Below are 23,552 nucleotides of genomic sequence, written 5' to 3' on the forward strand. Positions count from 1 at the left end.
TGAATCGCACTCGAACGAAACCGCCGAACCACCACACACCTACCACATATGAGCTGCTACGAAATCGAAGCGCTTCGACTCGGACTGATGACTGTCCTCGGCGTCGAGGACCAGCACGCCCGCGAGCACGCGGAGAAGGAACTCGAAGGCCACCTCGAGGGTCCTATCGAGGGACTCGCCGAAGCAGAGAGCCTCGCGGAGATCGAACGCCACCTCGACGCCGCGCTCGTCGACCTCGAGGAGGCCGTCGCGTCGATGGACGCTGACGACCCGGAGTACGATTACACCCGGGGTCGGCTGCTGGCCGTCCGCGACGCCGAGCGCGCCGTTCGTCGGCTCCGAATCCAGGGCGAGAGCGTCGTCGACGGTCTCGGCGACGCACACGATCTGCTCCACGAGACCTTCCCAACCGAGGGCTGAACGAGCCCCGCCAAACGAACTGGTTCGGGCACGTTCCGTTCGGGAGCCGACGACTGTAGACGCGCTCGGGCGGAGAACCCAGGCATTTTCGGTCGCTCCTTTCACTGTGAGTGCAGCTACTGGACCGAGTCGGCAAACATGGTGTTGTTACTGGGGGAGACCCTGTCGTCATCTCGAGCCGCAGTCTGCTACTCTGGAAAGAGTCTTAGACATATATCTTTGCTAAGAGTCTTATCTAAGATTAGCCCGTCGAGTGGATCGTCCCGGGTAAGCGGCTACAAACTGAGACCTGATCGGATCCGTATGTGTTCCCCGTGATCGGACCACCTTCTCGAATCGGAGTACAGTCTCGGAACCAATGTCGTTGCAATCTGCTACCTGGTTGGAAACTCGTCTCGAGGTGGGCGTATTCGGCGACTCCGACGTAGGGTCCATTCCGATCGACGCGGTCCACGGTCACCAACTCACCGGCAAATCGGAATCGCGTTACACCTGTCGCGATCAGCCGTCGAGTTGACCTTTGGCTGTGAGATCGCCGGAAGCACCCACGGACTCGCCTCCGAGATTCGCCATGTGGAGGGCGAAGGCTCGGATTTGGGCCGACAGTTACTGGCCGACGGTCAGGGAGGACGACTTTCGTCGCCAGCGGCTGACGTCCGATGGATACCAAAGTTTGTATGGTTATCTCGGTCCTTCGGAAGAACAACGATGGTACGGACGAGCGTTATTGGCTGTGGCAACATGGGTGGTGCCCTGATCGAGGGGCTCTCGAGCGCCGGCGGTCACACGGTAATCGCGTGCGACCTCGACCCCGACGCGCTGGAGGCGGTCGCCGAGTACGCGACACGGACTACCGCGGAGGCCGCCGAGGCGGCCGACGCTGACGTAGTGGTCGTCGCCGTCAAACCCGACATTGTCGAGGCGGTACTCGAGGAACTCGATCTCTCGCCCGAACAGACGCTGGTGTCGATCGCCGCGGGCGTGCCGACCGACTTTCTCGAAGCGCGAACCGATGCGAACGTGGTCCGGCTCATGCCGAACTTGGCGGCCCGAACGAGGAACATGGCGGCGGCGGTCACCGGGGAGGAGATCCCCGACGACGTCAAGATCCTGCTCGACGACGTCGGCGAGTACGTCGAGGTCGAGGAGGCGCAGATGGACGTCGCGACCGCGGTCAACGGCAGCGGGCCTGCGTTCGTCTTCTATCTGATCCAGACGATGGCTGACGCCGGCGTCGCGGGCGGTCTCGACCCCGAAGACGCCCGGGTGTTGGCCGCCCAGACGTTCAAGGGAGCCGCCGAAACCGTCCTCCGTTCGGACGAGGAACTCGACGGGCTGATCGACGCTGTCTGCTCTCCGAAGGGGACGACCATCGAGGGGATGGAGGTGCTCCGGGACAGTGTCGCCGATGAGGCGGTCGCTGGGGCCGTCCAGGCGGCCGAAGAGCGCTCTGCGGAGTTAGCTACCGATGGTTGAGCCGGTCCCCGCTGCCGAGGTGGCCGCGGCGAGACGACTCGGAGCGGACGCCGAGCGCGTCGTCGTCAAAGCCGGGACCAACTCCCTCACCGACGAGGAGTCGAACCTGGACAGCGGGAAACTCGACAAGCTCGTCGACGATCTCGAGGCCTTGCTCGAGCGGGACAAGGGGGTCATCCTCGTTTCCTCCGGAGCGATCGGCGCCGGCACCGGTCGGATCGACCAGCCCACCGGAACCGTCGAGGAATCTCAGGCGTTGTCGACGGTTGGCCAGAGCCATCTCATGCACCGCTACACCGAGAGCTTCGCCCGCTACGACCGGAAGGTGGCCCAGCTGTTGCTCACTCAGCACGACCTCGAGAATCCCGAGCGTTTTACAAACTTTCGCAACACCGTCGAGACGCTGCTCGAGTGGGATGTAGTACCAATCATCAACGAAAACGACGCGGTTGCGACCGCCGAGATCCGAATCGGCGACAACGACATGCTCTCGACCTCGACTGCAATCGGCGTCGAGGCGGACCTGCTGGTGACGCTGACCGACGTGGGCGGCGTCTACACGGGTAACCCGAAGACCGACGGTGAGGCGGAGCTAATCGAAGCGGTCGGGGAAAACTACGATTCGGTCGAGGAGATCGTCGCCGGCGGCACCGGCGAGGGCGTCGGCTTCGGCGGCATCGAGACGAAAGTCGCGGGCGCCCGCGACGTCAGTGAGTACGGCATTCCCGCGATAATCGCGAAGTCGACCGAACCGAACGTCCTGGAGAAGATCGCCACCGCCAAATCCGTGGGGACCATATTCGTCCCCATCAACGGCGTGACCGACAGCCGAACCGAGACCCCATCCAAGCTATGACGAACACTGAAACCGAACGGAAGGTCGAGACAGCACAGACCGCAGCCTTACAGCTGGCACAGCTATCCGACGAGCAGCGACGCACAGCCCTGCTGGACGTCGCTGACGCGCTCGAGGCGCGAACCGACGAAATTCTTGCGGCGAACGAACGCGACGTCGAGGCCGCAGAAGAGCTTCTCGCCGACGGCGAGTACACCCGAGCGTTCGTCGACCGACTCACCCTCTCGGTGTCGAAAGTCGAGAGCATTGCCGAGATGGTCCGCAGCGTCGCCGACCAGGACGATCCCCTCGAGAAAACCCTCGAGGCGCGCCGACTCGACGAGGGACTCGAGCTGTACAAGGTTGCCGTACCGATCGGCGTCGTCGGCGCCGTCTTCGAGTCTCGCCCCGACGCACTCGTCCAGATCGCCGCGCTCGGACTCAAATCCGGCAACGCGGTGATTCTAAAAGGCGGCAGCGAGGCGCTACACTCGAACAGGACGCTGTTCGAGATCATCACCGACGCTACGGCGGACGTTCCCGACGGTTGGGCCCAGCAGATCGAAGCCCGGGAGGACGTCGATACCCTGCTCGAGATGGACAACGCAGTCGACCTCCTGATGCCCCGTGGCAGCTCCTCGTTCGTCAGCTATATCCAGGACAACACGAGCATCCCGGTTCTCGGCCATACGGAAGGGGTCTGTCACGTCTACGTCGATGCCGACGCCAACCTCGAGATGGCCGAAGACATCGCCTACGATGCGAAAGTACAGTATCCTGCCGTCTGTAACGCCATCGAGACGCTGTTGGTCCACGAGGACGTTGCGGAAACGTTTCTGCCGGCGATCGTCGATCGCTACGAGGCTGCCGACGTCGAGATCCGGGGCGACGAAGCTACCCGTGAGTTCGTCGACGTCGAGGCCGCGACCGACGCCGACTGGGACACCGAGTATGGCGATCTGATCGTCTCCGCCCGGGTGGTCGACTCGCTCGGGACCGCGTGTAATCACATCACCACCCACGGCTCAAAGCACACCGAGTCGATCGTCACCGAGGACGCCGATCGCGCAGAAACGTTCATGCGCAGCCTCGACTCCGCGAGCGTCTTTCATAACGCCTCGACTCGGTTCGCCGACGGCTACCGGTACGGCCTCGGTGCCGAGGTCGGCATCTCCACGGGGAAGATCCACGCCCGCGGTCCCGTCGGCCTCGAGGGGTTGACGACCTACAAGTACCACCTCGAAGGTGACGGCCACCTCGTCGCCACCTACGCAGGTGAGGACGCGAAACCGTACCGTCACGAGGAGTTCGACGGCGAGTGGATGCCTGGTCGACTCGCTGGAGAGTAAAGTTCGGGTTCTCTTGCCGGTCTTCCCGGGGAACAAGTATACAGAGCCTGTCCTGACATATCAGAAGTGTTATTGGATAATGTAAGATTACAGTCAATGCTGAATCCGACGGCTACGAAAGCGGAAGTACAGATATGGAAATCGAGAGCGATGATGAAGGACCATCACACTCGAGCCAGAACCCGAACCAGAGCCCGCAGAAACCGACGACAGTTCTGATGACGACTCGAGTTCGGGCATCGAGCAGCACGCTAGCGAGACGTACAGCACCTCAGGACTCGTCACAGGCCTCTCACCCGACGGTGAGACCGTCCTCTTCGGATTCGGTGAGGGGAACGTAATGGTATACGACGATCAGAGAGACGGCGATGTCATCAATCTCGGAGCTGATCGCAGCGTCTCTCATCTCCAAGTGTCCGAAGATGGAACCACAGGTACTGTCGGCTGGATGGATGCTGATATGTACGGCTCACTCGACCTAACCGAGGACGACGGGCCGGCTCTTCAGCACCCCGAATTATGGGATCTCGATGCCACCGCAGATGGGACAACGATTGCGTCTGTTTCCTCACCAGTCACTGGTCCCGGGACTGTTGCTGCTTCAGCGAATGGCGAGATCCAGTGGGAAACAGACCTGAGCGAATCTGTTGGACAGACTGTTGCTATCACAGATGAGGGAGACTACGTGGCTGTCGGTGCCGGTCGTTGTTCAGGTGATGATATCGAGCGCTATGGATCCGCTGGTGTCAAACTCTATGATAGCACTGGCGCCGAGCAATGGACTCACGAAACTGACGAAGATGTGATTTCGGTCAACATCGGCAGCGAACGTGAGTTGGTTGTCGCCGGAACTGACGATGGCAAGACGATCGTTCTTGACCTCGAGGGCAACGTTGTCTGGGAAACTGATTCGTATGGTGGTTGGGTCTACCTCTCGTCAGATGGCAGTACGATCGTTACGTCAGAGGGGGATGGAACCCTCCACGCTGTTGACGCTGAAACCGGCAATGAACAATGGACAGCATCGGTTGGGTTCTGGGGTGCTGAGGATGTAAGCGTCAGTGACAACGGAGACCGTGTACTCGTTGCAGATCGAGGCAACGGTGGGATAGCCGTTGTCGACAGTGGTGACCTCATCTGGGAGAATTCATACGATGTTGGTCCTGCTGTTGGAGCGATTTCTGGAGACGGTTCGACTTGGAGTATCAGCGTCCAAGATAACGACAATCAGTCCGGGGAGGTCGAGATCTACAGAGACGGGTCGTAGAACGCACACTGCTTGGAACCCTCCTGATCTCGAGTTTCCAAACGACTCAGTAATTCTATGGGCAAGGGGCTAAATCTACGGCCCCATACAACAGCGGGGGCTACGCTACCGAGTTGAGAATCACGAGAGAACGACTTCCCGTCATAGCTCTACTTTGTGGCCAGAAGAACTTAAAGAGCAAATCGACTGTAGTCAGCAGTAACAAGACTAATCGCGGCTCATGACTGGCTATAAGCAGACGTCCTGAAACTCAAACAACAGTCACCCGGCCGCTGGAGACTGTTCTGGCATGCTCTCACCACTAAGCCGTCCTTCAATAAATCCAAACAACGAGTCAAGACCGATAGCCAGTAGCGCACCAGGAATGGCACCTGCAAGCAGCTGAGGGGTATTGAAGAGCGAAATTCCGCTGATGACCCAGACACCAAGACCCCCGCCACCGATGAAGAACGCAAGGTATGCGGTCCCGACGTTGAGAACGGCACTCGTTCGAATACCGGCGAAGATGACAGGAACAGCTAGCGGAAGCTGAATTTGTCGAAGGATCTGATTTTCAGTCATTCCCATACCACGCGCTGCTTCGACGGTACTCTCATCAACGTTCTCGAGACCAGCAACAGTATTGGTCAAGATCGGCAGAAGCGCATACGCGAACAGGCCGACCAGTGCAGGCAGGAAGCCGAGACCAAGTATAGGGAAGACGAGTGCGATGATAGCGAGTGTTGGAATCGTCTGTGAGACGTTTCCGAAACTCATGACGATAGATTTTGCACGCTCGTTTCGTGTGGCGAGGACACCCATTGGGATGGCAATCATAATTGCCAAGGTGACCGACACAAGAACGAGGGCTAGATGTTCTGCTAACAGCCCAAGAAACTCGTCAAAGTTCGCTACGAGGTAGGCATAGGCTGCGAGAAGTGCATCAATCAGTCCCATTGGTTACACACCACCGTTCGATTGGTGCGCACGAATCGAAGATTCCGTAATAGTGCCTACAACGTCATCATCTTTGACAACGGGGAGTGATTGTGTATCAGTTTCGATCATCCGAGAGAGTGCGATGTCGACTGTATCCGTTGGAGTGACGTACTGATCCCCAGTTCCATCCGCGAGTGCCGCAGTAGAGTCTTCTCCGGTCTCGGTAACAGCTGAAGCTGTTGGCTGCTCAGCTGTAGGTACCGACTCCGACATAATATCCCGGACGGGGGTGATCTGGAGCTCTTTCAACGTTTTATCATCTCCAATGAAGTCTTTGACGAAATCAGTAGCTGGGTTATGCAGAATCTCTCTGGGCGACCCATACTGCACAAGCTCGCCAACATCAAAGATTGCAATTTTATCACCCATTTTCAGCGCTTCATTGATGTCATGTGTGACGAAGAGAATCGTCGTATCAATTCGTTCCTGGATTTCAAGGAACTCATCCTGCAGTTCCTCGCGGGTAAGTGGATCAAGCGCACCGAAGGGCTCATCCATTAACAGGACATCGGGATCTGCAGCAAGTGCACGAGCAACGCCAATTCGCTGTTGTTGGCCACCAGAGAGGGCGTTGGGATACTGGTCGCGATACGTACCTGGTTCGAGGTCCATCAACTCGAGCAGTTCGTCAACGCGGTCATCGATACGCGACTGGTCCCATCCTTTGAGTTCAGGGACTGTTGCGATATTTTCTCCAACAGTCATATGATCGAATAGTCCGATCTCCTGAATCACGTAGCCAATATCTCGTCGCAGATCGACTTTGTCCAGCTCCTGGATATCAGCGCCATCGTAGTACACTGTTCCCTCTGTTGGGTCCTGCATTCGGTTGACGAGGGTCATCGTCGTGGTTTTGCCACAGCCGGATGGGCCCACGAAGACTGTTGTCGTTCCACGTTCAACCTCGAAGCTAATATCTTCAATAGCAACGGTCTGGTCCGAGTATATCTTGGTGACGCCATCGAATTTAATCATCGTGTCCGATGCTTCTGTCGTACCTGTTGTGTTCGTCTTAGTCATGCTATCGACCTCTGGATGAATCGCGTACCGAGAGTCAATTCGATGTCTTCGCCGTTCTGAAGTCTGAAGACCTGTTCGAGGACTTGGAAGATGTAATCAAAGGCCAGTGCAAGTAGCGACACTATAATTGTCGAGACAACGATTGCCGCGGTGTTGGCCTCGCTGATGCCGTTAAAGATGGGATCACCGAGATTATTTGCCCCGATGAAAGCTCCAATAGCGGCAATGCCGACGAGGATAACAACGGCATTGCGCACACCCGCCATGATAACTGGAACTGCTTGGGGAAGTTGGAGTCGAAGGAGCCGTTGCGTTTTTGTCATCCCCATTCCACGCCCGGCCTCGATGGTTGCCTCATCAACCTGCGTGAGACCTAGGTAGGTGTTTCTGATGATGGGCAACTGTGCGTAGAGGATAAGCGCAATCACAACCGGAAGTTCCCCAATCCCGACGAGAGGAATTAGCAGTCCGAAAAGAGCAATGCTCGGCACCGTCATCATCATACTCGCACTCCAGAGAATGCCCTTTCCAAGGCGGTCGTTGTAGGTAGCGAGCACCCCAAGAGGGACACCAATGAGGAGTGCGAACCATACAGAGTCGATGACGACGATAATATGATTAACGAGTAACTCCCATAGAAGCTCTCTGTTGGTAAGGAAGTACTCGACGTACTGGTTTGCGAACAGTGATAGCGGATCGACAAGCGTAGACATTAGAGTACCCCCGTTTCGCGTAGATACTCTCTGGCTACGGTCTGTGGATTCGCATTGTCGATCGCAACTCGATTGTTGAGTTCACGTATTTGTTCAGTAGTGAGATCCGCGCTCATTTCGTTCAACTGTTCGCGAATCGATGGGTGGGATTCGACCGTTGACGTGGGTACCATGGGGGCCGCATTGTAGCCCGGGAAAAAGTGCTCATCATCCTCGAGCACCTGTAGATCAAACTGTAGGATTCGTGGGTCTGTATTGAAACCGACACCGATATCGGCTTCACCCTCACCGACGACCTGGTACAGCAGTCCAGACTCGATATTTCGGACGTCTATTTGACCCTCTTCGGGAAATTCGTAGTGATCAACGAGTCCGGGCCAGCCATCCGCTCTATCTTGGAACTCAGCGTTCAAGGCTACTGTAGTCTCCGTATCCGTCTCGGTAAGATAAGATACGAGCCCGGATAGCGACTCTACACCAGTCTGGTCCGACCACTCGGGATTCGCCATGAGGACGTAGGTGTTGTCGAGTGGTGCTCGCTCCAGGAAAGTCAGTCCGTGTTCCGTTTCGAATTCCTCTTTTACTCTATTGTAGAGTTCCTCAGGATCGGGGATGACTTCGTCTTGCTCTGGTGGTAGTGTTTGCCAAGCCGTACCAGTGTACTCCCAGTATAATTGAATCTCCCCGGAATTCACTGCCTGGAAGTTCGTTGTGGTGCCGCCGAGACCAGTCTGGTCATCAACATGGAGGTCAGTGTTTGCATCAAGCGACTCGAACGCGAGGTAGCCGAGAATCTCTTGTTCGGTGAACCGCTTCGATCCAATTGGAATTGAATCGCTCCGAAACTGTGTCGCAAGGGTGAGACACCCGGCTGTCACCCCGCTAATCGCTGTGGCGGCGAGCCCACCTCCCGTCCTGAGGAGACTACGCCGTGTGTTTTGAGTTGGCACGCCAAGTCATTCTGTGATAAAGACCCTAAGTATTGACCCACACTAATCAATTGTTTATAAACAAAGCACATGATAGAGCAGCAATGTTTATAAATAAGATGCACGAAGAATATATAAATACGAGGGCTGAGTCCCGGAAAGGAGAAGAAAGCCTACTCTATTATCAGAGGGGGTGCTACTGCCGAGAAGTGCTGGTCATCTCGTAACGGGATTCCCGAACCGGGTTCTTGATACGGGCGGTTTCAATCGAATCAGCGTCGACTTCGACCGAAACAGTCGAGGTATCATCTGTGGTTTTCGCGAGGATCTCACCACGTGGCCCTGCAACTAGACTTTCACCCGCATGATGCCGTCCGGATTGGGTACCGGAATGATTCGAGCCGACAACGTAGCAGGTTTGATCAAGTGCGCGAGCACAGCAAAGGAGTCGCCAGTCATTGTCGAACGACTGCCGCCAGGCTGAGCTGACGGCAATATGGTCACAATCAGCTTCGTCGTACTCGAGTGCGAGTTCGGGGAAGTTCAGGTCATAGCAAAGCAGCAACCCGACTCGTCCAACTGGCGTGTCAACGATCACTGGTTCTGTTCCGGCTGCAAACTGTGCTGCTTCATCGCCCCATAGCTGTTGCTTCCGATATGTTGCCTCGACACCGTGGTTAGACATGTACACAAGCGAATTGTAAACGTTGTTGTCGGCGGCTTCGGGCAGTCCAACTATTAGATCAACACCGGTCCTTTGAGCAATTCCCTGGATTCGTTCAGTTATAGGTCCCGGTACCGGTGTTTTCGCTGCCGAAACGTCACTGAGATCATAGCCGGTTACACAGAGCTCTGGGAAGACAGCGAACACGGTCGATGTGGGTAGTTGATCAGCAAGCTGCTCGATATGATTGAGATTTGCGTCCACATCGCCAATATCCGGTTCAAATTGGCAAGAAGCGATACGTGCGTTTGTCATCGATTGAAATACCTCGTTCGAGAACACATATGGGTACCTCAATTCTTAAATGCGGTAATCTTTGACACGAACATCTCCAGCGCTTAAATGAAGCCCCTCCCAACACCAATGACAGGTCTTTAACCTTTTGCTGTTTTGGTCCCCTAATGAGAGGGGCACGATAATTCGGAGGGTCGTGGGTCTGGATAAAGCCATCTGCGACAGCTAGTATATATATCCGCTACAAGTTCGCCCTGTGGTTTAGGGGGGTATCCCTGTTTGGTTGTGCCAGACGATGTCAGGACGACAAGTCGAACAATCGACTGGGTCAGAGGATACAGCTCCGACGCTCATCGATTGTGATATCCATCAAAAATGGAAAGATCCCGAGGAGGTTATCGCCTACCTTCCAGACCAGTACAAAGATCGTGGTGTGCAGTCGCCCAGTATTCTCTACGACAACGTCGCAGAATTCTCTCGACGCGATGCGATCCCAGATGATGGCAGTCCTGCGGGATCCAGCATCGAGAAAATGAAGGAACATCATTTTGAGGAATTCGGCGTAGATTATGCGGTTCTGACAGGCAACTCGTATCTCAATCTCACTGCTCTTCCAAACCGTGACTACGCTGCCGAACTTGCAGTCGCGAACAACAAATGGGTTATCGATAACTGGCTTTCAGCGGGAGGTCCATTTGTCGGATCGCTACTTGCTGCACCACAGAAACCAGAGCGGATGGCTGAAATGATTCGAGAACTGGGGGATCACCCGCGTGTTGTCCAAGTCGTGATGCCGATGGCCTCGCAGCACCCCTACGGTCACGAGTACTATTGGCCGATGTACGAAGCTGCCGAGGAGATGGAGCTTCCCATCGCTATGCATCCCTACACAGAAGGGCACGGTGTAACGCGTCCGCCGACAGGCGCAGGACATCCGAACACCTACTTTGAGTGGCATACGCTCCTGGGTACGTATGCAATGGGACAACTCGTCAGCCTCGTTGCTGAAGGTGTCCTTGCGAAATTCCCCAATCTCAATTTCGTTGTTATTGAGGGGGGACTGAGTTGGGTTCCACATTTCCTCTGGCGGATGGACAAAGACTGGAAAGCCCTCCGTGCACAGGTACCCTATCTTCAGAAGCCACCGAGTGAATACGTTCGCGACCAAGTTCGGTTTACCACTCAACCTATCGAGGAGCCGGATAACCCCGAGCATCTCTTACAAATTCTAGAGATGATGCATGCTGAGGAAACGGTAATGTTCGCCAGTGACTATCCACACTGGGATACGGATTCACCGGTGTACGCACTGCCGCCGATGTCTGATGAGATGGAGCAAGCCGTGATGGCCGGTAACGCACAGGAACTGTACGGGCTCCCGAACGATCCGACGAGCCTCCCAACCAACTGAGAGTGATTTGATGGAGAAACGCTTCGAAATCTGTTCGACTGACGAACTGCCACCCGGTGAACGAACGATCGTTGAATTAAACGGCCATTCGATCGGCGTATTCAACGTTAATGGAGAGTACCACGCACTCAAAAACGATTGTCCACATCAACGAGCTCCACTCTGTATGGGGAAAGTGACAGGAACGACATCGGCTACAGACCCTGAGAAGGTAGAATGGGAAGACGATGGCCAGATTTTGCGCTGTCCGTGGCACGGCTGGGAATTCGATATTGCAACGGGCGAGTCCGTATTCAATCCCCACAAGGTTCGTGCAAGGTCGTTTGATACTGCTGTTGAGTCTACAAGCGACGACACTTCGGAAGAAAGCGCTACCGATGGGGGCTGTGACTGTGGGGCCGTTGAAGGTGATCAACCGCCAGTGGACACGTATGAAGTGGATGTCGAAGACCAGCAGGTCGTTGTCTACTTATAATGGATACCGCTCGAGCAGTAGAATTCACGCGGTCAGCGAAGATAGCAGACGCGCCGGATAGCGTCGAGGCACAACTAAAGGCACGCGTGCTCGATACATTGGCAGCCATAACTGCCGGATATCGGCAGGACGGTGTCGATATTGCTCGTCAGTATGCTACAAAGCATCTTGGAGAGGGAAAAATAACACTTCTTGATAAATCACAAGACACAGTATCTGTCGGCGGTGCAGCATTAGCTAACGGCGTTGCTGCAAACGCACTCGATATCGATGATGGACACCGTGAGGTCAAGGGTCATCCTGCTGCAGTGGTTGTCCCTCCTGCGTTAGCGGCCGCAGAAGAAGTCGATGCCTCGATACGCCAATTTCTTAATGCTGTTTTTGTAGGCTACGAACTCGCCGTTCGTGCGGGGTTAGCAATTCATACGGTTGATGATATCTACACGGGTACTGGATCATGGGGCGCACTCGGGGCAGCCGCAGCAGTTGCCCGGCTATTTGAATTCTCAACAGAGCAGACGACACATGCTCTTGGTGTCGCTGAATATCATGCTCCTCGGACACCGATCATGCGTGGTGTGGAGAAACCAGGCATGACTAAAGACGGGATCGGGTGGGGGGCATACACCGGTACCGTGTCTGCGCAACTCGCTGAAATGGGATTCACAGGATCTGGTACTGTCTTCGATGATGCATCAATGGACGATACCCTAAACGATGTATTCCACGTGACAAAGGGGTACCTCAAACCATATCCGTGCTGTCGTTGGGCACAACCCGGTGTCGAGGCAGTCCTAATGTTGACATCCCAGTACGATATTGACCCAGCGAGTATTCGGTCAGTACAAATTTCGACTTTTGAGGAAGCAGTACATCTGGAGACGCGTAAGCCACAGACACCGGAAGAAGCACAGTACTCCTATGCATACCCAGTTGCCGCTGCACTCCTTCGGGGTCGCTTTACACAATCTGAATTGTCCGAATCGGCACGGGAAGATTCCGATATATTAGCAATTGCTGACCATGTCGAATTCGCTGTCGACAATGAATTAGACAGACGGTTTCCAGAAGAGTGCCTAGCTCGTGTAGCTGTAAGAACTACTGAGAGAACATACCGATCCGATGTAACATCTAGTCGTGGTTCACGGAACATGGCACTGTCTGTCGAAGAGCGGTTGGAAAAAGCGCGCCGACTTATTTCGCCCACATTATCAAAGACTGCGATCGAACGCCTTTCTGTTAATCTCCAGAATGAAGACCAGTCGATCGAGACACTACTCAAATCTTGGTAACAAGCAGGGCTGTTTCGGCCGCAGGGAAGCTATACCATGCTCCCCGGTCATTTGCTAGCTATGCTCACTGCAAAGGTAAGCGTCCAATATGACGGAGACTGGACGGCGGAAGTCGCGAAGCACGATGTGTTTGGCGAGTTTATCGCCTCCACGTTCCGGAACAATCGCTACGTCGGTATGCTCGCAATCGAATCTCAAGATTGTGATGCTGTTCGCAAAATCATTAGTTCACACGATACAGTAGAGACTATCAATCTTGTTGAGCAGTATGAGACTGGCGAAGGGCGATGTGCTGCGACAATGTTGCTCCGAGGGCGACTGAACGAAGTAACGCCGCTACAGGCACTGATGTACGACGGATATCTTCCTCTCGGTCCAACGCAGTTGGTCAATGGGCGCGAGTGTTTTGATCTGCTACTGGATGATCGAAATGAACTATCGAAAGCTATTGATCTGCTCTCGGATTTTGGAAGTGTTAGAGTTGAACGGATTACACAGGATTTCAGACGCGAAATTATACCGAGTCGCTCTGAGTGGCAGGAACTACTTTCGTCAATCCCCCCTCGACAGCGCGAAATTCTGAACACGGCTGTTGAGCAAGGATATTTTGAGATTCCCAGACAGGTAACACTCGAGGAGATTGCAGAGGAGATGGATATTACAAAGACAACTGCATCAAACCATTTGCGAAAGGTAGAGCAGCAACTTATCAAGTTTGTTCTTCCATATGTTAATTTAGCAGTTAGAAATGAAGACTGAACTCCATCCAAAAATCGATTCTAATCTGCTTCTCTGCAAAACCACTGCAACCGCTCACCGATCATCAGCCCCTCTGCCGGAAGCTGAACTGAGACAGTCGTCTCCTCGAGCAACGATAGCAACTCCTCGTGATATGCACGCCTGGCATAGAATACGAGCGTCGTCCCCGCCTCGAGCGACCAGAAGCTACCGCCTGTCGAACGAGCCCACATATCGGTTCGGAGTGGGGTGATGACCGCTGGCGAATACAAATACAAGCTTCCACGCCACCGCGACGACGAACGAACGCGTCGAGCGTGGATCACGGTTCTGTCCGCGGATCAGCTGGCGGGTCGGGCGTCGGAGGCATGGGTTCGCTTATGAGCGATCGGTCGGCGCTTTGTGCTGTCCCGAGGTGGTGGTCGTCTCGCTCGCTCCCGCACAATATTATTAAAATTAGTCTTCTATATAACAACTTTGATTATGGATAAGATGGTTGTTAGCAACAACAATGTCGACGAAACCAACAGAGACCAAAGAGCTCGAGACCGAGCGAGACTCTGAGACACGCCACATTGCGTTCGTCGGCGACCGCAGTGTCGGCAAAACGACGATCGCCGCGCTCGTCGCCAGGCGACTGACAGAGCGAACCGGCGTTCGAGTGACCGGTGAGGCAACGCAGCTGGTGAACGACGAGACGAGTACTGACAACACACTCGGGATCGAGTGGACAGTCGAGGATTGTCCGTCGGGCGCGGAAGCGATCGACTCGCTCGCTCAAAAGACCGAGACGGCAAATCTCGGAATACTCGTCCGAATGGGCGGCCTCCGTGGGGAATTCCGTCGGCACGCACTCAATGCACTCGGTGACTGTAACGCGACGACGGTTCTGGAAGAACTTGCGGATGATACGACGGTCGATCCCCCGTTGCGAGAGAGAGCAGAGGAGTTGGCATGACCGATAGCGGGACACGCAACGAGGCGAGCGAATCAAACGCCGATACCGACGCAAAGAGTGAACGCACCGGGAATCAACGCGTCTGCAGAGACACTGGTCGGGAACAGGGATTGATCGGCAAGTACGATATCTGGCTGTGTCGACAGTCGTTTCGAGAGTTGGCCCGCGATATGGGCTTCCAAAAGTACGATTAATCGATCGGTCGTGATTTTCTACTGTGTCTATGATATTGCGTGGCAATATTCTATTGGAAGTTAATGTTTTATTGAAGGAGTATAAAAAGACAGAAGGGGCCCAATGGCGTGATCCGGGGTTGTTGCACGAGAATTTTGGAACGGACACACCTGGCAAGGTGTTCACCTACAAGTGAATAAGGCAAATGCTCGAATGTTAATCCCGAGGCGATTGACAAGGAAAGCAAGCACATCGTTGAGTTCGGACTCAAACTCATGAATGATTGTGTTTGACAACGCCATGTGCCGCGCCATAAGCCTCAACAAGTGCATCGCTCTCTCGGCTATTTTTCTTGAGAATAGTGTGCTATTCAAACATAGGTGCAGTCTTTCGACGGATTCTGTTGGATGGTTGCTCGGTGACTTTATCAACTCGAAACGGAACAGTTTTCGATACGGTTTCGATCGATGTAGTTGAGCTAACCCCACAATCCTAACCGAGAGAGGGTAGTTAGATAGCCGTAGCCACCGACGAGAAATACCGTCTCGAAGAGGTCACGTTTCTCGGTGAGCCGATGTAGGAATGTACCGATTAGATTGTCGTCTCGTCGTCCGAGCACTGCGATATCAGGTAGTAATTGCGACCCTATACTATTGCATCCCACACCCAAGGCGAGCTGCGAATGATCTTGACAGCAGTCTCATCAATAGCGACCCGACATGGATTCGCCATCCTCAGAACGCGTAACGTTCTGATGGGCTGTACAAGAGCAAAACTCTTGTGACCATCGTTGTCCGCTTGTTCTCCCAAGGTTCTTCTAAATTCGCGCGTCGTAGCTCTCGTTGAACAGGTCCGTGAGTACTGGTCCAAACCAGTTCAACGACCTGCATACTTTCAAAATAGATAACTAAACAATGTTATTTGACTCATGATATCACGAAATCCCGGACAGATGGCACGCGCCTTCGACTAAAATCGTCTAAACCATCGTTATCCTTGGGACCAGAAAGCCGAGAACTGATACGAGTCTTTATTTTCCTGTCTATTATTTAGAGATGTATGTCAGTGCTCAGGGGACAGTCAGCCCGCGAACTCGCAGCGGCAGTGCGTAACGAAACGCTGTCCTCTCTGGAGCTGGTTGAGACGGCACTAGACCGAATTGAGGCAACTACGGAGTTGAACGCGTTTATTACGGTTATCGGAGACTCGGCGCGGGAGCGCGCTCGTGAGGCTGATCGGGCAGCTGGCCGCGACGAGGACCTCGGTCCGCTTCATGGCGTCCCGGTTGCGATCAAGGATCTCCGGAGCCGGAAAGCCGGTGTTCGAAATACGATGGGACTTGCACCGCTGGCCGACAACGTCGCCGACGAGGATTCCATCGTAGTCGAACGGTTGGAGGCTACTGGCGCAATCATCGTCGGTACCACCAATACACCAGCCCTCGGCCACACCATCAAGACGGAGAACCGCGTTGCCGGCGCTACACCAACACCGTTCGATTACGACCGATCCGCTGGAGGATCCTCCGGTGGATCGGCGGCTGCACTCGCGACAGGTGCAGTGCAACTCGCGACCGGGTCGGACATCGGCGGGTCGCTCCGCGTGCCCGCCGCCTGCTGTAACGTCATCGGCCTCAAGCCGACGTTCGGACTCGTCCCCGAACGTGCCTCGAATGACGGCTTTAGTACCCATTCGCCGTTTTTCGTTGGTGGTCCGATGGCCCGGACTCCCGAGGACGTCGCCGTGTTCCTCGATGTCCTCGCGGGTCAAGACAGCCGAGACCCGTTCAGCGTGCCCCGCCGGAAGACGGACTACGTGAACGCGACTGACCGACCGACGGATGACCTCGCGGTGGCATACAGCCCGAACTTGGATCTCCAACCGATCGCACCGGCGGTGCGTGAAACGGTCGACGACGCCGTTGCTGATCTCGCGACTGCTGGCGCGACTGTCGATACCGTGGACGTGTCACTCCCACCGTACGAGGAACTATCGATGGCATACGTCGAACAGGTTGGTGTCTTTTTCAGTTCGTTCGCCCAGCAGCTCGCGGAACAGTACGAGATCGACTTTGAGACGGCGGACGTTGAGGAGACCGTCCGCTCGACTATCGCACTCGGAGCGGAGACCGACGCTACCGCTGAGCGACTGCAGAACGTCCCTCGGACTGCCGCATACGACGGCATCGAAAACGTCCTCACAGACTACGATGTCCTCGTGACACCAACGCTCACTGTCCCACCGTACAGCAAACACCTTAGCGACGGCTACCCGACGGAGATCGACGGACAGTCGGTGATGGGTGTTCCGACCGATGCGATGCTGACGTGGGTGTTCAATCTGACGGGCCATCCTGCAGCGTCGGTACCTGCCGGCCTCACCGATGATGGCCTTCCCGTCGGACTGCAAATCGTTGGGAGACGGTTTGCTGAAACCGATATACTGAGTGTCGCTGCAGCGATTGAACGAGTCCGACCGTGGACTGGTCACTATCCGGATGTCTAGCCACGCGATGAGACTTCTGCACTACCGCCTCGAGCTATAACTGATCGAACTCGCACTCGATAAGAGCGCTAATCCGAGTTTGATCCGTCTTCCGGGGCGGAAAGTCACCGGTCGATACTGGTAGTTCTGTTTGGTGCGTCACTCGCAATGGACAGTCCGACTCAACGGTCACTCACCGAAAGTAGAGAACGTGTATCATGATTGCAAGGCCGAACGCGACGCTTCCGCCGACGACGATGATCAGTGCGATCGACTGATCGACGCTCAGGAGAGCAAGGATGAGTATCGTGTATGCCGCGTATATTATCGCAAGAGCGACGCCAAACCAGAGCTGCCGGGTCTGTTCTGAGGCATCCGTCTCCCCTCTCTCGTCAGTGCTCATTCGTAGCGCTTGTCGTATTCGCGCCCGCCCCTCGTGTAGTTTACCACCGCAGCGGGTATCCTGGCCCGACTGTGACCCACGAACTGGATACCGCCGTCGCTACGTTCCCACACGACGCCCGGAACCGGCGCGATAATCGGTGTGTGGGCCCGGACTCCCGATGATTCACGGGACCGATTCGTGGGTGTCACCACGGTGGATCGGCGCTGACCGGGACGCAAAACACCGGAACGTCGGCCTGTCGGACGACGTTTTCGGTGACGCTACCGAGAAACCACTGCCCGATTCCGGTGCGACCGTGCGTTCCCATCACGATCAGATCGATCTCGTGCTTGCTCTCGGCCGTGAGAATTACGTCCGCCGGTGAACCGGTCGCGATCTTCCCGGAGACGCTGACGCCGGCGTCGCTGGCACGTTCCCGAACCGTATCGATCGCGTCCTCGCCGCTGTGCTCGAGGGCGCTGAGGAGTTCGTCCGGTTCCTGTGCCCGAGGGAGGCGACTCGTATCGACGGAGTACACCGTATGGACCATCGACTCGAATTGACTTGCCAGCGCGATACCCCAGTCGGCTGCGATCGTGGCCCCGTCGCTGCCGTCCGTCGGGAGGAGGAACTCATCGAACGCGATGTCGTCGATCTCGCTCACGTCGGCGTTCGGTGGGACGGCGAGGACAGGCGTGCGTGCCGTCCGGAGGACGTTCTCCGTGACGCTCCCGAGGAGGACCCTGTCCAGCCCGGTCTGGCCTTTCGTCCCCATAGCGATGACGTCGATCTCGCGTCGCTTGGCGTACTCTCGAATCGACTGGAACGGTGTCCCTCGCTTGATCGTGGTCGTAACGTCGAGGTCCGCGTCGGCGGACCGAACCATGTCCGCGACGGTTTCCGCTGCTTCTTCCGCATCGGTCTCGAGTGACGCGTATATCGGCTCCGCTGCATCGGCAACTTCGTCCAGGTCGCTACGGGCAGCGACGACCGAGAGGACGTGCACGTCCGCGCTGATTCGTGATGCCAGTGCGGCCCCCCATTTTGCCCCTGTGAGCGCTCCCTCGCTGCCGTCTGTCGGTATCAGTATCGAGTCGATGAGCCGGCTCATAGCTGTCAGATCTTCACTTCACCACCACAGCGGATAATTGTAGGGGCACACTGTGTTTCTGCCGTTGGCCCGGACCCGATCACTCACGGATTTCGGTCGAGCACATCGACGATAGTCTCAAGCAACTCCACGAGCTGACGGGGCAACAGGAAGTGTTCACAGACGTGCTCGCGTGCGTTCTCGCCGAACTTCGTTCGACGATCATCGTTCTCGAGGAGGTCACAGACGCGGTCACCAGCGCCCGCCGCATCGTCCGGGTCGACGAGGTAGCCGTTCGTTCCGTCCTCGATCTGTAGCGGGATGCCGCCGACGTTCGACCCGACAACCGGAGTGCGCTTCCAGAGCGCTTCCGAGACGACCAGGCCGAACCCCTCGCGCAGTGACTTCTGGACGACGACGTCCGACTGACACTGCAGGACGTTCACCGTCGTATCCGGGAGATCGGTCAGCACGTGGACGTTCGGATCGTCGACCGCTTCCTTAGAGACCTGTTCGTACAGCTCCAGTCCCTCGGGATCGTCGCCAGCCATCCCACCAACCAACGCCAACTGGAGGTCCGTCACGTCCTCGCGAGCGCGACGGTACGCCTCCAGCGTCCCGAACTGATCCTTCCACGGGTCGAACCGGGAAACCTGCGCGACGAGCGGGTCCTCGAACGAGAGGGGGTCCAGTCGGTCGTGCTCGTTTGCGATCGTCTCTGCGTCGAGCGAGCGGTTCTTCTCCGTCGTTGGATCGATCGATGGATAGATGATGCTCGTCGGAACCTCGATATCACCGACGTAGCTGGACCGGCTGAAAATCGCGTGGTCGATGCGGTTCGTATACTCGGAGACGAACGCGAGATAGTCGTCGATCGGATCGGTGAGATCGATGTGACAGCGCCAGACGATCGGTGCGTTCTGCATCGTCTCCGTTATGTAATCGAGCATACCGAGTGGCTGCGGATCGTGAACCATGACGAGGTCGTACACATCTTCGAGTTCGGCCGCATTTCGCTTGGTGACCGCCCGATAGGTTGCCTTCATCTCCTCGGTCAGCGGGGGCCCGCTCCCCTGGAGTGCGTTGTGCATCGCCTTGGTCACCTCGAAGAAGTCGTCGTCAGCATCCATGACGAGCCAGTCAGTGTCGACGGCGAGGTCGTTGCACACCGGAACGATCGAACGGAGCAGTTCCGCGACGCCGCCACCGGCCGCGGTCGAATTGACGTGGAGGATTCGGACGTCTTCCAGCGCCTTGGCGAGAACTCGAAGCCGCTGGAGTCGGTCGTGACCTGTCACGCCAGCGTACGCCTCGATTGATTGATCCGGTAGTGATGGAGCGTGCATCGTCCGTGCTCGTTGGTACAACGACGACGGTGGTATCAGTTGTGGGGTGACGATGGCAAAGAACGCGAGATCGAACAGCGACGACATTCCGCCACGGATCGCTAGTCGAAACTCGCCCTCGCGGATCTCCTGGGTGTGGATCCCCAAAACGATCCTGTCGGAAAGACGTTGCTGGATCAGTTACGTTCTCGCGACAGAACACGTAGCATATGGCTTGACGTCCCTGGTCAGCGAGCACGCTACTGCTATGAACTTCGACGAGTTCACGGGCCAAGTCCAGCACCGACTCGAGCTTCCGGACACCGGTCGAACGGTGCGAGCGATCAGGGCGACGCTCATGACCCTGGGTGAACGGATTCCGGAGGGTGCGGCCGAAGATCTCGCTGCCTCCCTCCCGATGGAAATCAAGTGGTACATGACCGGTGCCGTTCAGGAACACGGGCAGCGATTCGACTGGCAGGAGTTCGTTACCCGAGTCAGTGAACTCGAGGGAGACCTGACGGATCCGCCGGAAGCAGCGTACCACGCCCGTATCATCGTCGATCTCGTGAGATCGGAGGTGCCGCCGTCGGACTTCCAGCAGCTCCGTGATCAGCTTCCGGAGAGTGCGGACGATGAGAACTGGGGCAAACTGTTCGAAGTGGTCGACAGCGGTGGCTGGGGCGATGCCCAGGAGGCACAGACCGGTGGCGGTCCACAACCCGAGACAGCGACCCGGCACGACTCCGACACGGCAGACGACGGGTCGGTCGACGAAACAGAAGAATAGCGACCCCCGACTCAGGGTCGCCGGCACGAAGACGGGAGACCGAGACCCGACCTTCACAGATTGACAGAGATGTGAGGAAGAAGTCCCCGACGGTAGCCCTCCTCGGAACGCAAAGCGTTGCGATGTGCTAACCAGAAATCAGCGATTGCTGGTGGCGTAGGAGGAAGCCGACACGGCTCGAACCATTCCACGAGCGTGAACAGCCCACGGCTTCTTTTGACACCAACCACCGAGCAGTTCCTACTGGTACCTGAGCATGGACGGCTCGCTCGTCATGGCCTCGACACGGGATTACGTAGGTACGAATGTAATCGATTCTAGTATTTCAATATATGAGGAAGCACCCATCGAATAAGAGTAAAAGCGACCATGCTCTCGGTGTTTTGATATCCGCTTCGCTGGCAGCAGGGAACGATCCCTGGGGCGTCACCGCTAAGAACACGACGTCAACCACGTCGTGATCGGAAGTCACGGTCGCGATGGTCTCGATCGGATCCTACTGGGAAATGTCGCCGAAACCGTCGTTCGACGGGCGCCAGTCCCCGCCACCGTCGTCGAGCGAACGAGTAGATACGAACTGCAGTGATCGACCCGATACCGAGCCACGAACCTGACGGCCGTTGTGACAGCAGGACGAACTCGAGTCGCGTCACCGAACGATCGTGACCGGAACCGGTGCGCGGCGAGCGACGGTTTCGGCGACCGCTCCAAAGATCGATCGGTCCTCGTCGATTCGACCGTGTGTGCCGAGAACGACGTGGTCGACGGCTTCCTCCGTCGCGTACTCGACGATGAGCCGCGCCGGGTCACCGATATCCCAGTCGGTCGTGATCAATCGGTCGTAGTCGGCGGCGGTCTCGGAAACGTCCGCGAAGAGCCGATCCCTCGCTTCGTCGACGGACGCCGCCCACTCCTCGGTCCCGAGCATCGGTTCGTACGACGATTCGAGATCGTTGTCGGTCGCGGAACCGGGATCGAACAGGTCGACGACGTGGTACGCCGTGATCTCCGCGTCCGGAAACTTGCGAAGCGCGTGGCGGAGTGCCCGCGACGATAACGGCGAGCCGTCGACGGGAACGAGAACTGTACTGGTCACAGAACGGAGTTCAAGCCGAAGGGACATAGCCTCTCGGGGGGCGGTATTTTCCGTCTTGCCGTGACATCGTCGACATGGCTCCGATTGAGCTTCCAGAACCCGATCCCGACGGCCAGACGAGCGTCGAACGAGCGATCGCGATGCGAGCAAGCCGACGCACGTTCGCTCGGACGCCGGTGACGATCGAGGACGTCTCTCAGGTACTGTGGGCGGCGCAGGGACTCACTCACGTGAGAGACGGCGTGGAGATGCGGGCCGCGCCGAGTGCCGGAGCGACGTACCCGCTCGTCGTCTTTCTCGAGGTGACGTCGGGCGGGAGGGCGGATCTGGATCGGGGGCTGTACCGTTACGATCCGGGACGGCACGTGCTCGAGTCGGAACTCGATGCGCCCGTCCACGACGGCCTCACGCAGGCCGCGCTGGGACAGGAGGTGGTGAGAGATGCACCGACGACGATCGTACTGGCGGCGAACTACGAGCGAACACGCCGGCAGTACCCGAAACATGGAGATCGGTACGTCCATATGGAGGCCGGCCACGTCGCCGAAAACGTCCACCTCGTCTGTGAATCACGTGGGTTGAATACCTGTCCAGTCGGGGCGTTCACCGACGCCGACGTCGCGGACGCACTCGAACTTCCGGCCCGACTTGAGCCGCTGTACCTGCTGCCGTTCGGTCGGCGAGCGACGAGGAAATGACACTCTCGAGGTTTCGATCCCGATTTCCTGACGGGACGGAGGGGCGTATCGGATCGGTCGGACGCCCGTATCGTTTTAGCTGTGTGTTCCGTGTTCACAGACGAATGCAACTCGAGGCAGTCACGATCGACATCGGGACGAGCCGCCCACTCGTGCTGTTGAACACTGTCGATTCGGACGAACTGGTTGCTCATCCGCTCGATCGCGTCCGGATAGCGTCCGATGGGACGACGACCCCGTAGGCGGTGGCTCGTTCCCGGTCGCCGACGTCGTAGGCGACGATTGTCGGCACGTCCCTTCGATCGAAGAAATCGAGAAACGTCCCGATCTCAAAATCGAAGAGGTTGTCGCCGGCGATCACCAGCAGATCGTCGTCGATCCCCTCGCGGTCGATCAGTTCGCCGAGCGCTCCAACGACGCCGAATTTTTCGTCCTCGTCGCGTGTTTCTTCGATCGACAGCCGCGGTTTGTTGTACGTGCTGTCCGCCAGACGGGTTCGAAGTCCGGGGCGAACCGCTCGTTCGTGCTGACGTACACCTCCTCGATTCGATCCTCGGACTCGAGTTCGGCGTAGATTCGGTCGATGACGGTGGTCTCCCCGAGCGGGAGCAACATCTTCGGCCGGTGTCTCGTGATCGGCCACAGTCGAGTCACATACCCGCCGACCAGTACGATAGCGTTCATCGATTTA

The 23,552-nt window shown here is 56.7% G+C and carries 24 protein-coding genes and 3 pseudogenes; 15 read left to right on the forward strand and 12 right to left on the reverse strand.

What is annotated here, in order from left to right; translation table 11 throughout:
• The first annotated feature begins 48 nt into the window (after positions 1-48).
• The 5 genes from C491_RS14360 to C491_RS14380 all read left to right on the forward strand — a co-directional run bounded on the left by C491_RS14360 (position 49) and on the right by C491_RS14380 (position 5,347).
• Positions 49-420 (forward strand): DUF3209 family protein, encoded by a 372-nt coding sequence (locus C491_RS14360; RefSeq protein WP_005557517.1) that lies wholly within the window; start codon positions 49-51, stop codon positions 418-420.
• Positions 421-1,128: 708 nt separating this feature from the next.
• Positions 1,129-1,896: a pyrroline-5-carboxylate reductase gene (gene proC, locus C491_RS14365; RefSeq protein WP_083909334.1), complete on the forward strand. Its 768-nt coding sequence runs from the start codon at positions 1,129-1,131 to the stop codon at positions 1,894-1,896.
• Positions 1,889-2,752 carry a glutamate 5-kinase gene (gene proB, locus C491_RS14370; protein ID WP_005557521.1) on the forward strand — a complete coding sequence of 288 codons (864 nt, stop codon included), beginning with the start codon at positions 1,889-1,891 and terminating at the stop codon, positions 2,750-2,752. Before proC ends, proB begins: the two co-directional genes overlap by 8 nt.
• Positions 2,749-4,080 (forward strand): glutamate-5-semialdehyde dehydrogenase, encoded by a 1,332-nt coding sequence (locus tag C491_RS14375; protein ID WP_005557523.1) that lies wholly within the window; start codon positions 2,749-2,751, stop codon positions 4,078-4,080. The genes proB and C491_RS14375 overlap by 4 nt, the downstream gene beginning before the upstream one ends.
• A 340-nt stretch (positions 4,081-4,420) precedes the next feature.
• Positions 4,421-5,347 (forward strand): outer membrane protein assembly factor BamB family protein, encoded by a 927-nt coding sequence (locus C491_RS14380; RefSeq protein WP_083909335.1) that lies wholly within the window; start codon positions 4,421-4,423, stop codon positions 5,345-5,347.
• A 261-nt stretch (positions 5,348-5,608) separates the two neighbouring features.
• Here the strand turns inward: C491_RS14380 and C491_RS14385 are convergent, their stop codons facing one another.
• From C491_RS14385 to C491_RS21765, 5 genes are all read right to left on the reverse strand, one after another.
• Positions 5,609-6,283 (reverse strand): ABC transporter permease, encoded by a 675-nt coding sequence (locus tag C491_RS14385; protein ID WP_005557527.1) that lies wholly within the window; start codon positions 6,281-6,283, stop codon positions 5,609-5,611.
• A gap of 3 nt (positions 6,284-6,286) precedes the next feature.
• Complete coding sequence (locus C491_RS14390; protein WP_005557528.1) at positions 6,287-7,345, reverse strand: ABC transporter ATP-binding protein; 1,059 nt, start codon at positions 7,343-7,345, stop codon at positions 6,287-6,289.
• Positions 7,342-8,058, reverse strand: a complete 717-nt coding sequence (locus C491_RS14395; RefSeq protein WP_005557530.1) for an ABC transporter permease — start codon at positions 8,056-8,058, stop codon at positions 7,342-7,344. Before C491_RS14395 ends, C491_RS14390 begins: the two co-directional genes overlap by 4 nt.
• The gene (locus tag C491_RS14400; protein WP_241431326.1) at positions 8,058-9,008 is read right to left on the reverse strand and encodes a glycine betaine ABC transporter substrate-binding protein; all 951 of its coding nucleotides are present in this window, start codon (positions 9,006-9,008) and stop codon (positions 8,058-8,060) included. Before C491_RS14400 ends, C491_RS14395 begins: the two co-directional genes overlap by 1 nt.
• Positions 9,009-9,183: 175 nt before the next feature.
• Positions 9,184-9,966 carry a carbon-nitrogen hydrolase family protein gene (locus C491_RS21765; protein ID WP_083909336.1) on the reverse strand — a complete coding sequence of 261 codons (783 nt, stop codon included), beginning with the start codon at positions 9,964-9,966 and terminating at the stop codon, positions 9,184-9,186.
• Positions 9,967-10,240: 274 nt separating this feature from the next.
• Here C491_RS21765 and C491_RS14405 point away from each other — a divergent pair, with 274 nt between their 5' ends.
• Genes C491_RS14405 through C491_RS21780 form a run of 4 tightly spaced genes read left to right on the forward strand, consistent with a single transcriptional unit; the run spans position 10,241 to position 13,882 of the window.
• Complete coding sequence (locus C491_RS14405; RefSeq protein WP_049891974.1) at positions 10,241-11,356, forward strand: amidohydrolase family protein; 1,116 nt, start codon at positions 10,241-10,243, stop codon at positions 11,354-11,356.
• 10 nt (positions 11,357-11,366) lie between these two features.
• Entirely contained in the window at positions 11,367-11,831 is a 465-nt protein-coding gene (locus tag C491_RS21770) for a Rieske (2Fe-2S) protein (protein ID WP_005557538.1), read from the forward strand.
• Positions 11,831-13,123 (forward strand): MmgE/PrpD family protein, encoded by a 1,293-nt coding sequence (locus tag C491_RS21775; RefSeq protein WP_083909337.1) that lies wholly within the window; start codon positions 11,831-11,833, stop codon positions 13,121-13,123. Before C491_RS21770 ends, C491_RS21775 begins: the two co-directional genes overlap by 1 nt.
• 60 nt (positions 13,124-13,183) lie before the next feature.
• Complete coding sequence (locus C491_RS21780; protein ID WP_083909350.1) at positions 13,184-13,882, forward strand: helix-turn-helix domain-containing protein; 699 nt, start codon at positions 13,184-13,186, stop codon at positions 13,880-13,882.
• A 20-nt stretch (positions 13,883-13,902) separates the two neighbouring features.
• Here the strand turns inward: C491_RS21780 and C491_RS24230 are convergent, their stop codons facing one another.
• Entirely contained in the window at positions 13,903-14,094 is a 192-nt protein-coding gene (locus tag C491_RS24230) for a DUF6884 domain-containing protein (RefSeq protein ID WP_005557541.1), read from the reverse strand.
• 488 nt (positions 14,095-14,582) lie between these two features.
• Here C491_RS24230 and C491_RS14420 point away from each other — a divergent pair, with 488 nt between their 5' ends.
• Positions 14,583-14,819 (forward strand): hypothetical protein, encoded by a 237-nt coding sequence (locus C491_RS14420; protein WP_049892074.1) that lies wholly within the window; start codon positions 14,583-14,585, stop codon positions 14,817-14,819.
• Positions 14,816-15,013: a 30S ribosomal protein S14 gene (locus tag C491_RS14425; protein ID WP_005557543.1), complete on the forward strand. Its 198-nt coding sequence runs from the start codon at positions 14,816-14,818 to the stop codon at positions 15,011-15,013. Before C491_RS14420 ends, C491_RS14425 begins: the two co-directional genes overlap by 4 nt.
• 461 nt (positions 15,014-15,474) lie before the next feature.
• Here C491_RS14425 and C491_RS24235 read toward each other — a convergent pair.
• A pseudogene (locus C491_RS24235) lies at positions 15,475-15,579 on the reverse strand (IS6 family transposase); the annotation flags it as partial.
• Between the two features lie 473 nt (positions 15,580-16,052).
• On the opposite strand from C491_RS24235, the gene C491_RS14430 reads away from it, so the two are divergent.
• Entirely contained in the window at positions 16,053-17,498 is a 1,446-nt protein-coding gene (locus C491_RS14430) for an amidase (protein WP_005557544.1), read from the forward strand.
• Positions 17,499-17,670: 172 nt separating this feature from the next.
• Here the strand turns inward: C491_RS14430 and C491_RS14435 are convergent, their stop codons facing one another.
• From C491_RS14435 to C491_RS14445, 3 genes are all read right to left on the reverse strand, one after another.
• Positions 17,671-17,880: a hypothetical protein gene (locus C491_RS14435; protein WP_005557545.1), complete on the reverse strand. Its 210-nt coding sequence runs from the start codon at positions 17,878-17,880 to the stop codon at positions 17,671-17,673.
• A 187-nt stretch (positions 17,881-18,067) separates the two neighbouring features.
• Positions 18,068-18,973, reverse strand: coding sequence for a universal stress protein (locus tag C491_RS14440; protein ID WP_049891976.1), 906 nt, complete (start codon positions 18,971-18,973; stop codon positions 18,068-18,070).
• Positions 18,974-19,056: 83 nt separating this feature from the next.
• On the reverse strand, positions 19,057-20,298 hold the full coding sequence (locus C491_RS14445) for a glycosyltransferase (protein WP_049892077.1): 1,242 nt from the start codon (positions 20,296-20,298) through the stop codon (positions 19,057-19,059).
• Between the two features lie 247 nt (positions 20,299-20,545).
• On the opposite strand from C491_RS14445, the gene C491_RS14450 reads away from it, so the two are divergent.
• Both C491_RS14450 and C491_RS21785 read left to right on the forward strand, forming a co-directional pair.
• Positions 20,546-21,067: a DUF2267 domain-containing protein gene (locus C491_RS14450; protein WP_005557548.1), complete on the forward strand. Its 522-nt coding sequence runs from the start codon at positions 20,546-20,548 to the stop codon at positions 21,065-21,067.
• A gap of 436 nt (positions 21,068-21,503) precedes the next feature.
• Positions 21,504-21,653, forward strand: a pseudogene (locus tag C491_RS21785) (universal stress protein); the annotation flags it as partial.
• Positions 21,654-21,716: 63 nt separating this feature from the next.
• On the opposite strand, the gene C491_RS14455 reads toward C491_RS21785, so the two are convergent.
• The gene (locus C491_RS14455; RefSeq protein ID WP_005557551.1) at positions 21,717-22,163 is read right to left on the reverse strand and encodes a universal stress protein; all 447 of its coding nucleotides are present in this window, start codon (positions 22,161-22,163) and stop codon (positions 21,717-21,719) included.
• A gap of 74 nt (positions 22,164-22,237) precedes the next feature.
• Here C491_RS14455 and C491_RS14460 point away from each other — a divergent pair, with 74 nt between their 5' ends.
• Positions 22,238-22,861 carry a SagB/ThcOx family dehydrogenase gene (locus C491_RS14460; RefSeq protein ID WP_005557553.1) on the forward strand — a complete coding sequence of 208 codons (624 nt, stop codon included), beginning with the start codon at positions 22,238-22,240 and terminating at the stop codon, positions 22,859-22,861.
• A gap of 229 nt (positions 22,862-23,090) precedes the next feature.
• Here C491_RS14460 and C491_RS14465 read toward each other — a convergent pair.
• Positions 23,091-23,545: pseudogene (locus C491_RS14465) on the reverse strand (nucleotidyltransferase family protein); the annotation flags it as partial.
• Positions 23,546-23,552 lie beyond the last annotated feature (7 nt).

It is taken from the genome of Natronococcus amylolyticus DSM 10524 (genome assembly GCF_000337675.1).
In the GTDB taxonomy this organism is placed as follows: Archaea; Halobacteriota; Halobacteria; order Halobacteriales; family Natrialbaceae; genus Natronococcus; species Natronococcus amylolyticus.

Bases quoted from the DNA above. Each gene is read 5' to 3' on its own strand.
- C491_RS14360 (WP_005557517.1), top strand. From the start codon at position 49: ATGAGCTGCTACGAAATCGAAGCGCTTCGACTCGGACTGATGACTGTC.
- proC (WP_083909334.1), top strand. From the start codon at position 1,129: ATGGTACGGACGAGCGTTATTGGCTGTGGCAACATGGGTGGTGCCCTG.
- proB (WP_005557521.1), top strand. From the start codon at position 1,889: ATGGTTGAGCCGGTCCCCGCTGCCGAGGTGGCCGCGGCGAGACGACTC.
- C491_RS14375 (WP_005557523.1), top strand. From the start codon at position 2,749: ATGACGAACACTGAAACCGAACGGAAGGTCGAGACAGCACAGACCGCA.
- C491_RS14380 (WP_083909335.1), top strand. From the start codon at position 4,421: ATGGTATACGACGATCAGAGAGACGGCGATGTCATCAATCTCGGAGCT.
- C491_RS14385 (WP_005557527.1), bottom strand. From the start codon at position 6,283: ATGGGACTGATTGATGCACTTCTCGCAGCCTATGCCTACCTCGTAGCG.
- C491_RS14390 (WP_005557528.1), bottom strand. From the start codon at position 7,345: ATGACTAAGACGAACACAACAGGTACGACAGAAGCATCGGACACGATG.
- C491_RS14395 (WP_005557530.1), bottom strand. From the start codon at position 8,058: ATGTCTACGCTTGTCGATCCGCTATCACTGTTCGCAAACCAGTACGTC.
- C491_RS21765 (WP_083909336.1), bottom strand. From the start codon at position 9,966: ATGACAAACGCACGTATCGCTTCTTGCCAATTTGAACCGGATATTGGC.
- C491_RS14405 (WP_049891974.1), top strand. From the start codon at position 10,241: ATGTCAGGACGACAAGTCGAACAATCGACTGGGTCAGAGGATACAGCT.
- C491_RS21770 (WP_005557538.1), top strand. From the start codon at position 11,367: ATGGAGAAACGCTTCGAAATCTGTTCGACTGACGAACTGCCACCCGGT.
- C491_RS21775 (WP_083909337.1), top strand. From the start codon at position 11,831: ATGGATACCGCTCGAGCAGTAGAATTCACGCGGTCAGCGAAGATAGCA.
- C491_RS21780 (WP_083909350.1), top strand. From the start codon at position 13,184: ATGCTCACTGCAAAGGTAAGCGTCCAATATGACGGAGACTGGACGGCG.
- C491_RS24230 (WP_005557541.1), bottom strand. From the start codon at position 14,094: ATGTGGGCTCGTTCGACAGGCGGTAGCTTCTGGTCGCTCGAGGCGGGG.
- C491_RS14425 (WP_005557543.1), top strand. From the start codon at position 14,816: ATGACCGATAGCGGGACACGCAACGAGGCGAGCGAATCAAACGCCGAT.
- C491_RS14430 (WP_005557544.1), top strand. From the start codon at position 16,053: ATGTCAGTGCTCAGGGGACAGTCAGCCCGCGAACTCGCAGCGGCAGTG.
- C491_RS14435 (WP_005557545.1), bottom strand. From the start codon at position 17,880: ATGAGCACTGACGAGAGAGGGGAGACGGATGCCTCAGAACAGACCCGG.
- C491_RS14440 (WP_049891976.1), bottom strand. From the start codon at position 18,973: ATGAGCCGGCTCATCGACTCGATACTGATACCGACAGACGGCAGCGAG.
- C491_RS14445 (WP_049892077.1), bottom strand. From the start codon at position 20,298: ATGCACGCTCCATCACTACCGGATCAATCAATCGAGGCGTACGCTGGC.
- C491_RS14450 (WP_005557548.1), top strand. From the start codon at position 20,546: ATGAACTTCGACGAGTTCACGGGCCAAGTCCAGCACCGACTCGAGCTT.
- C491_RS14460 (WP_005557553.1), top strand. From the start codon at position 22,238: ATGGCTCCGATTGAGCTTCCAGAACCCGATCCCGACGGCCAGACGAGC.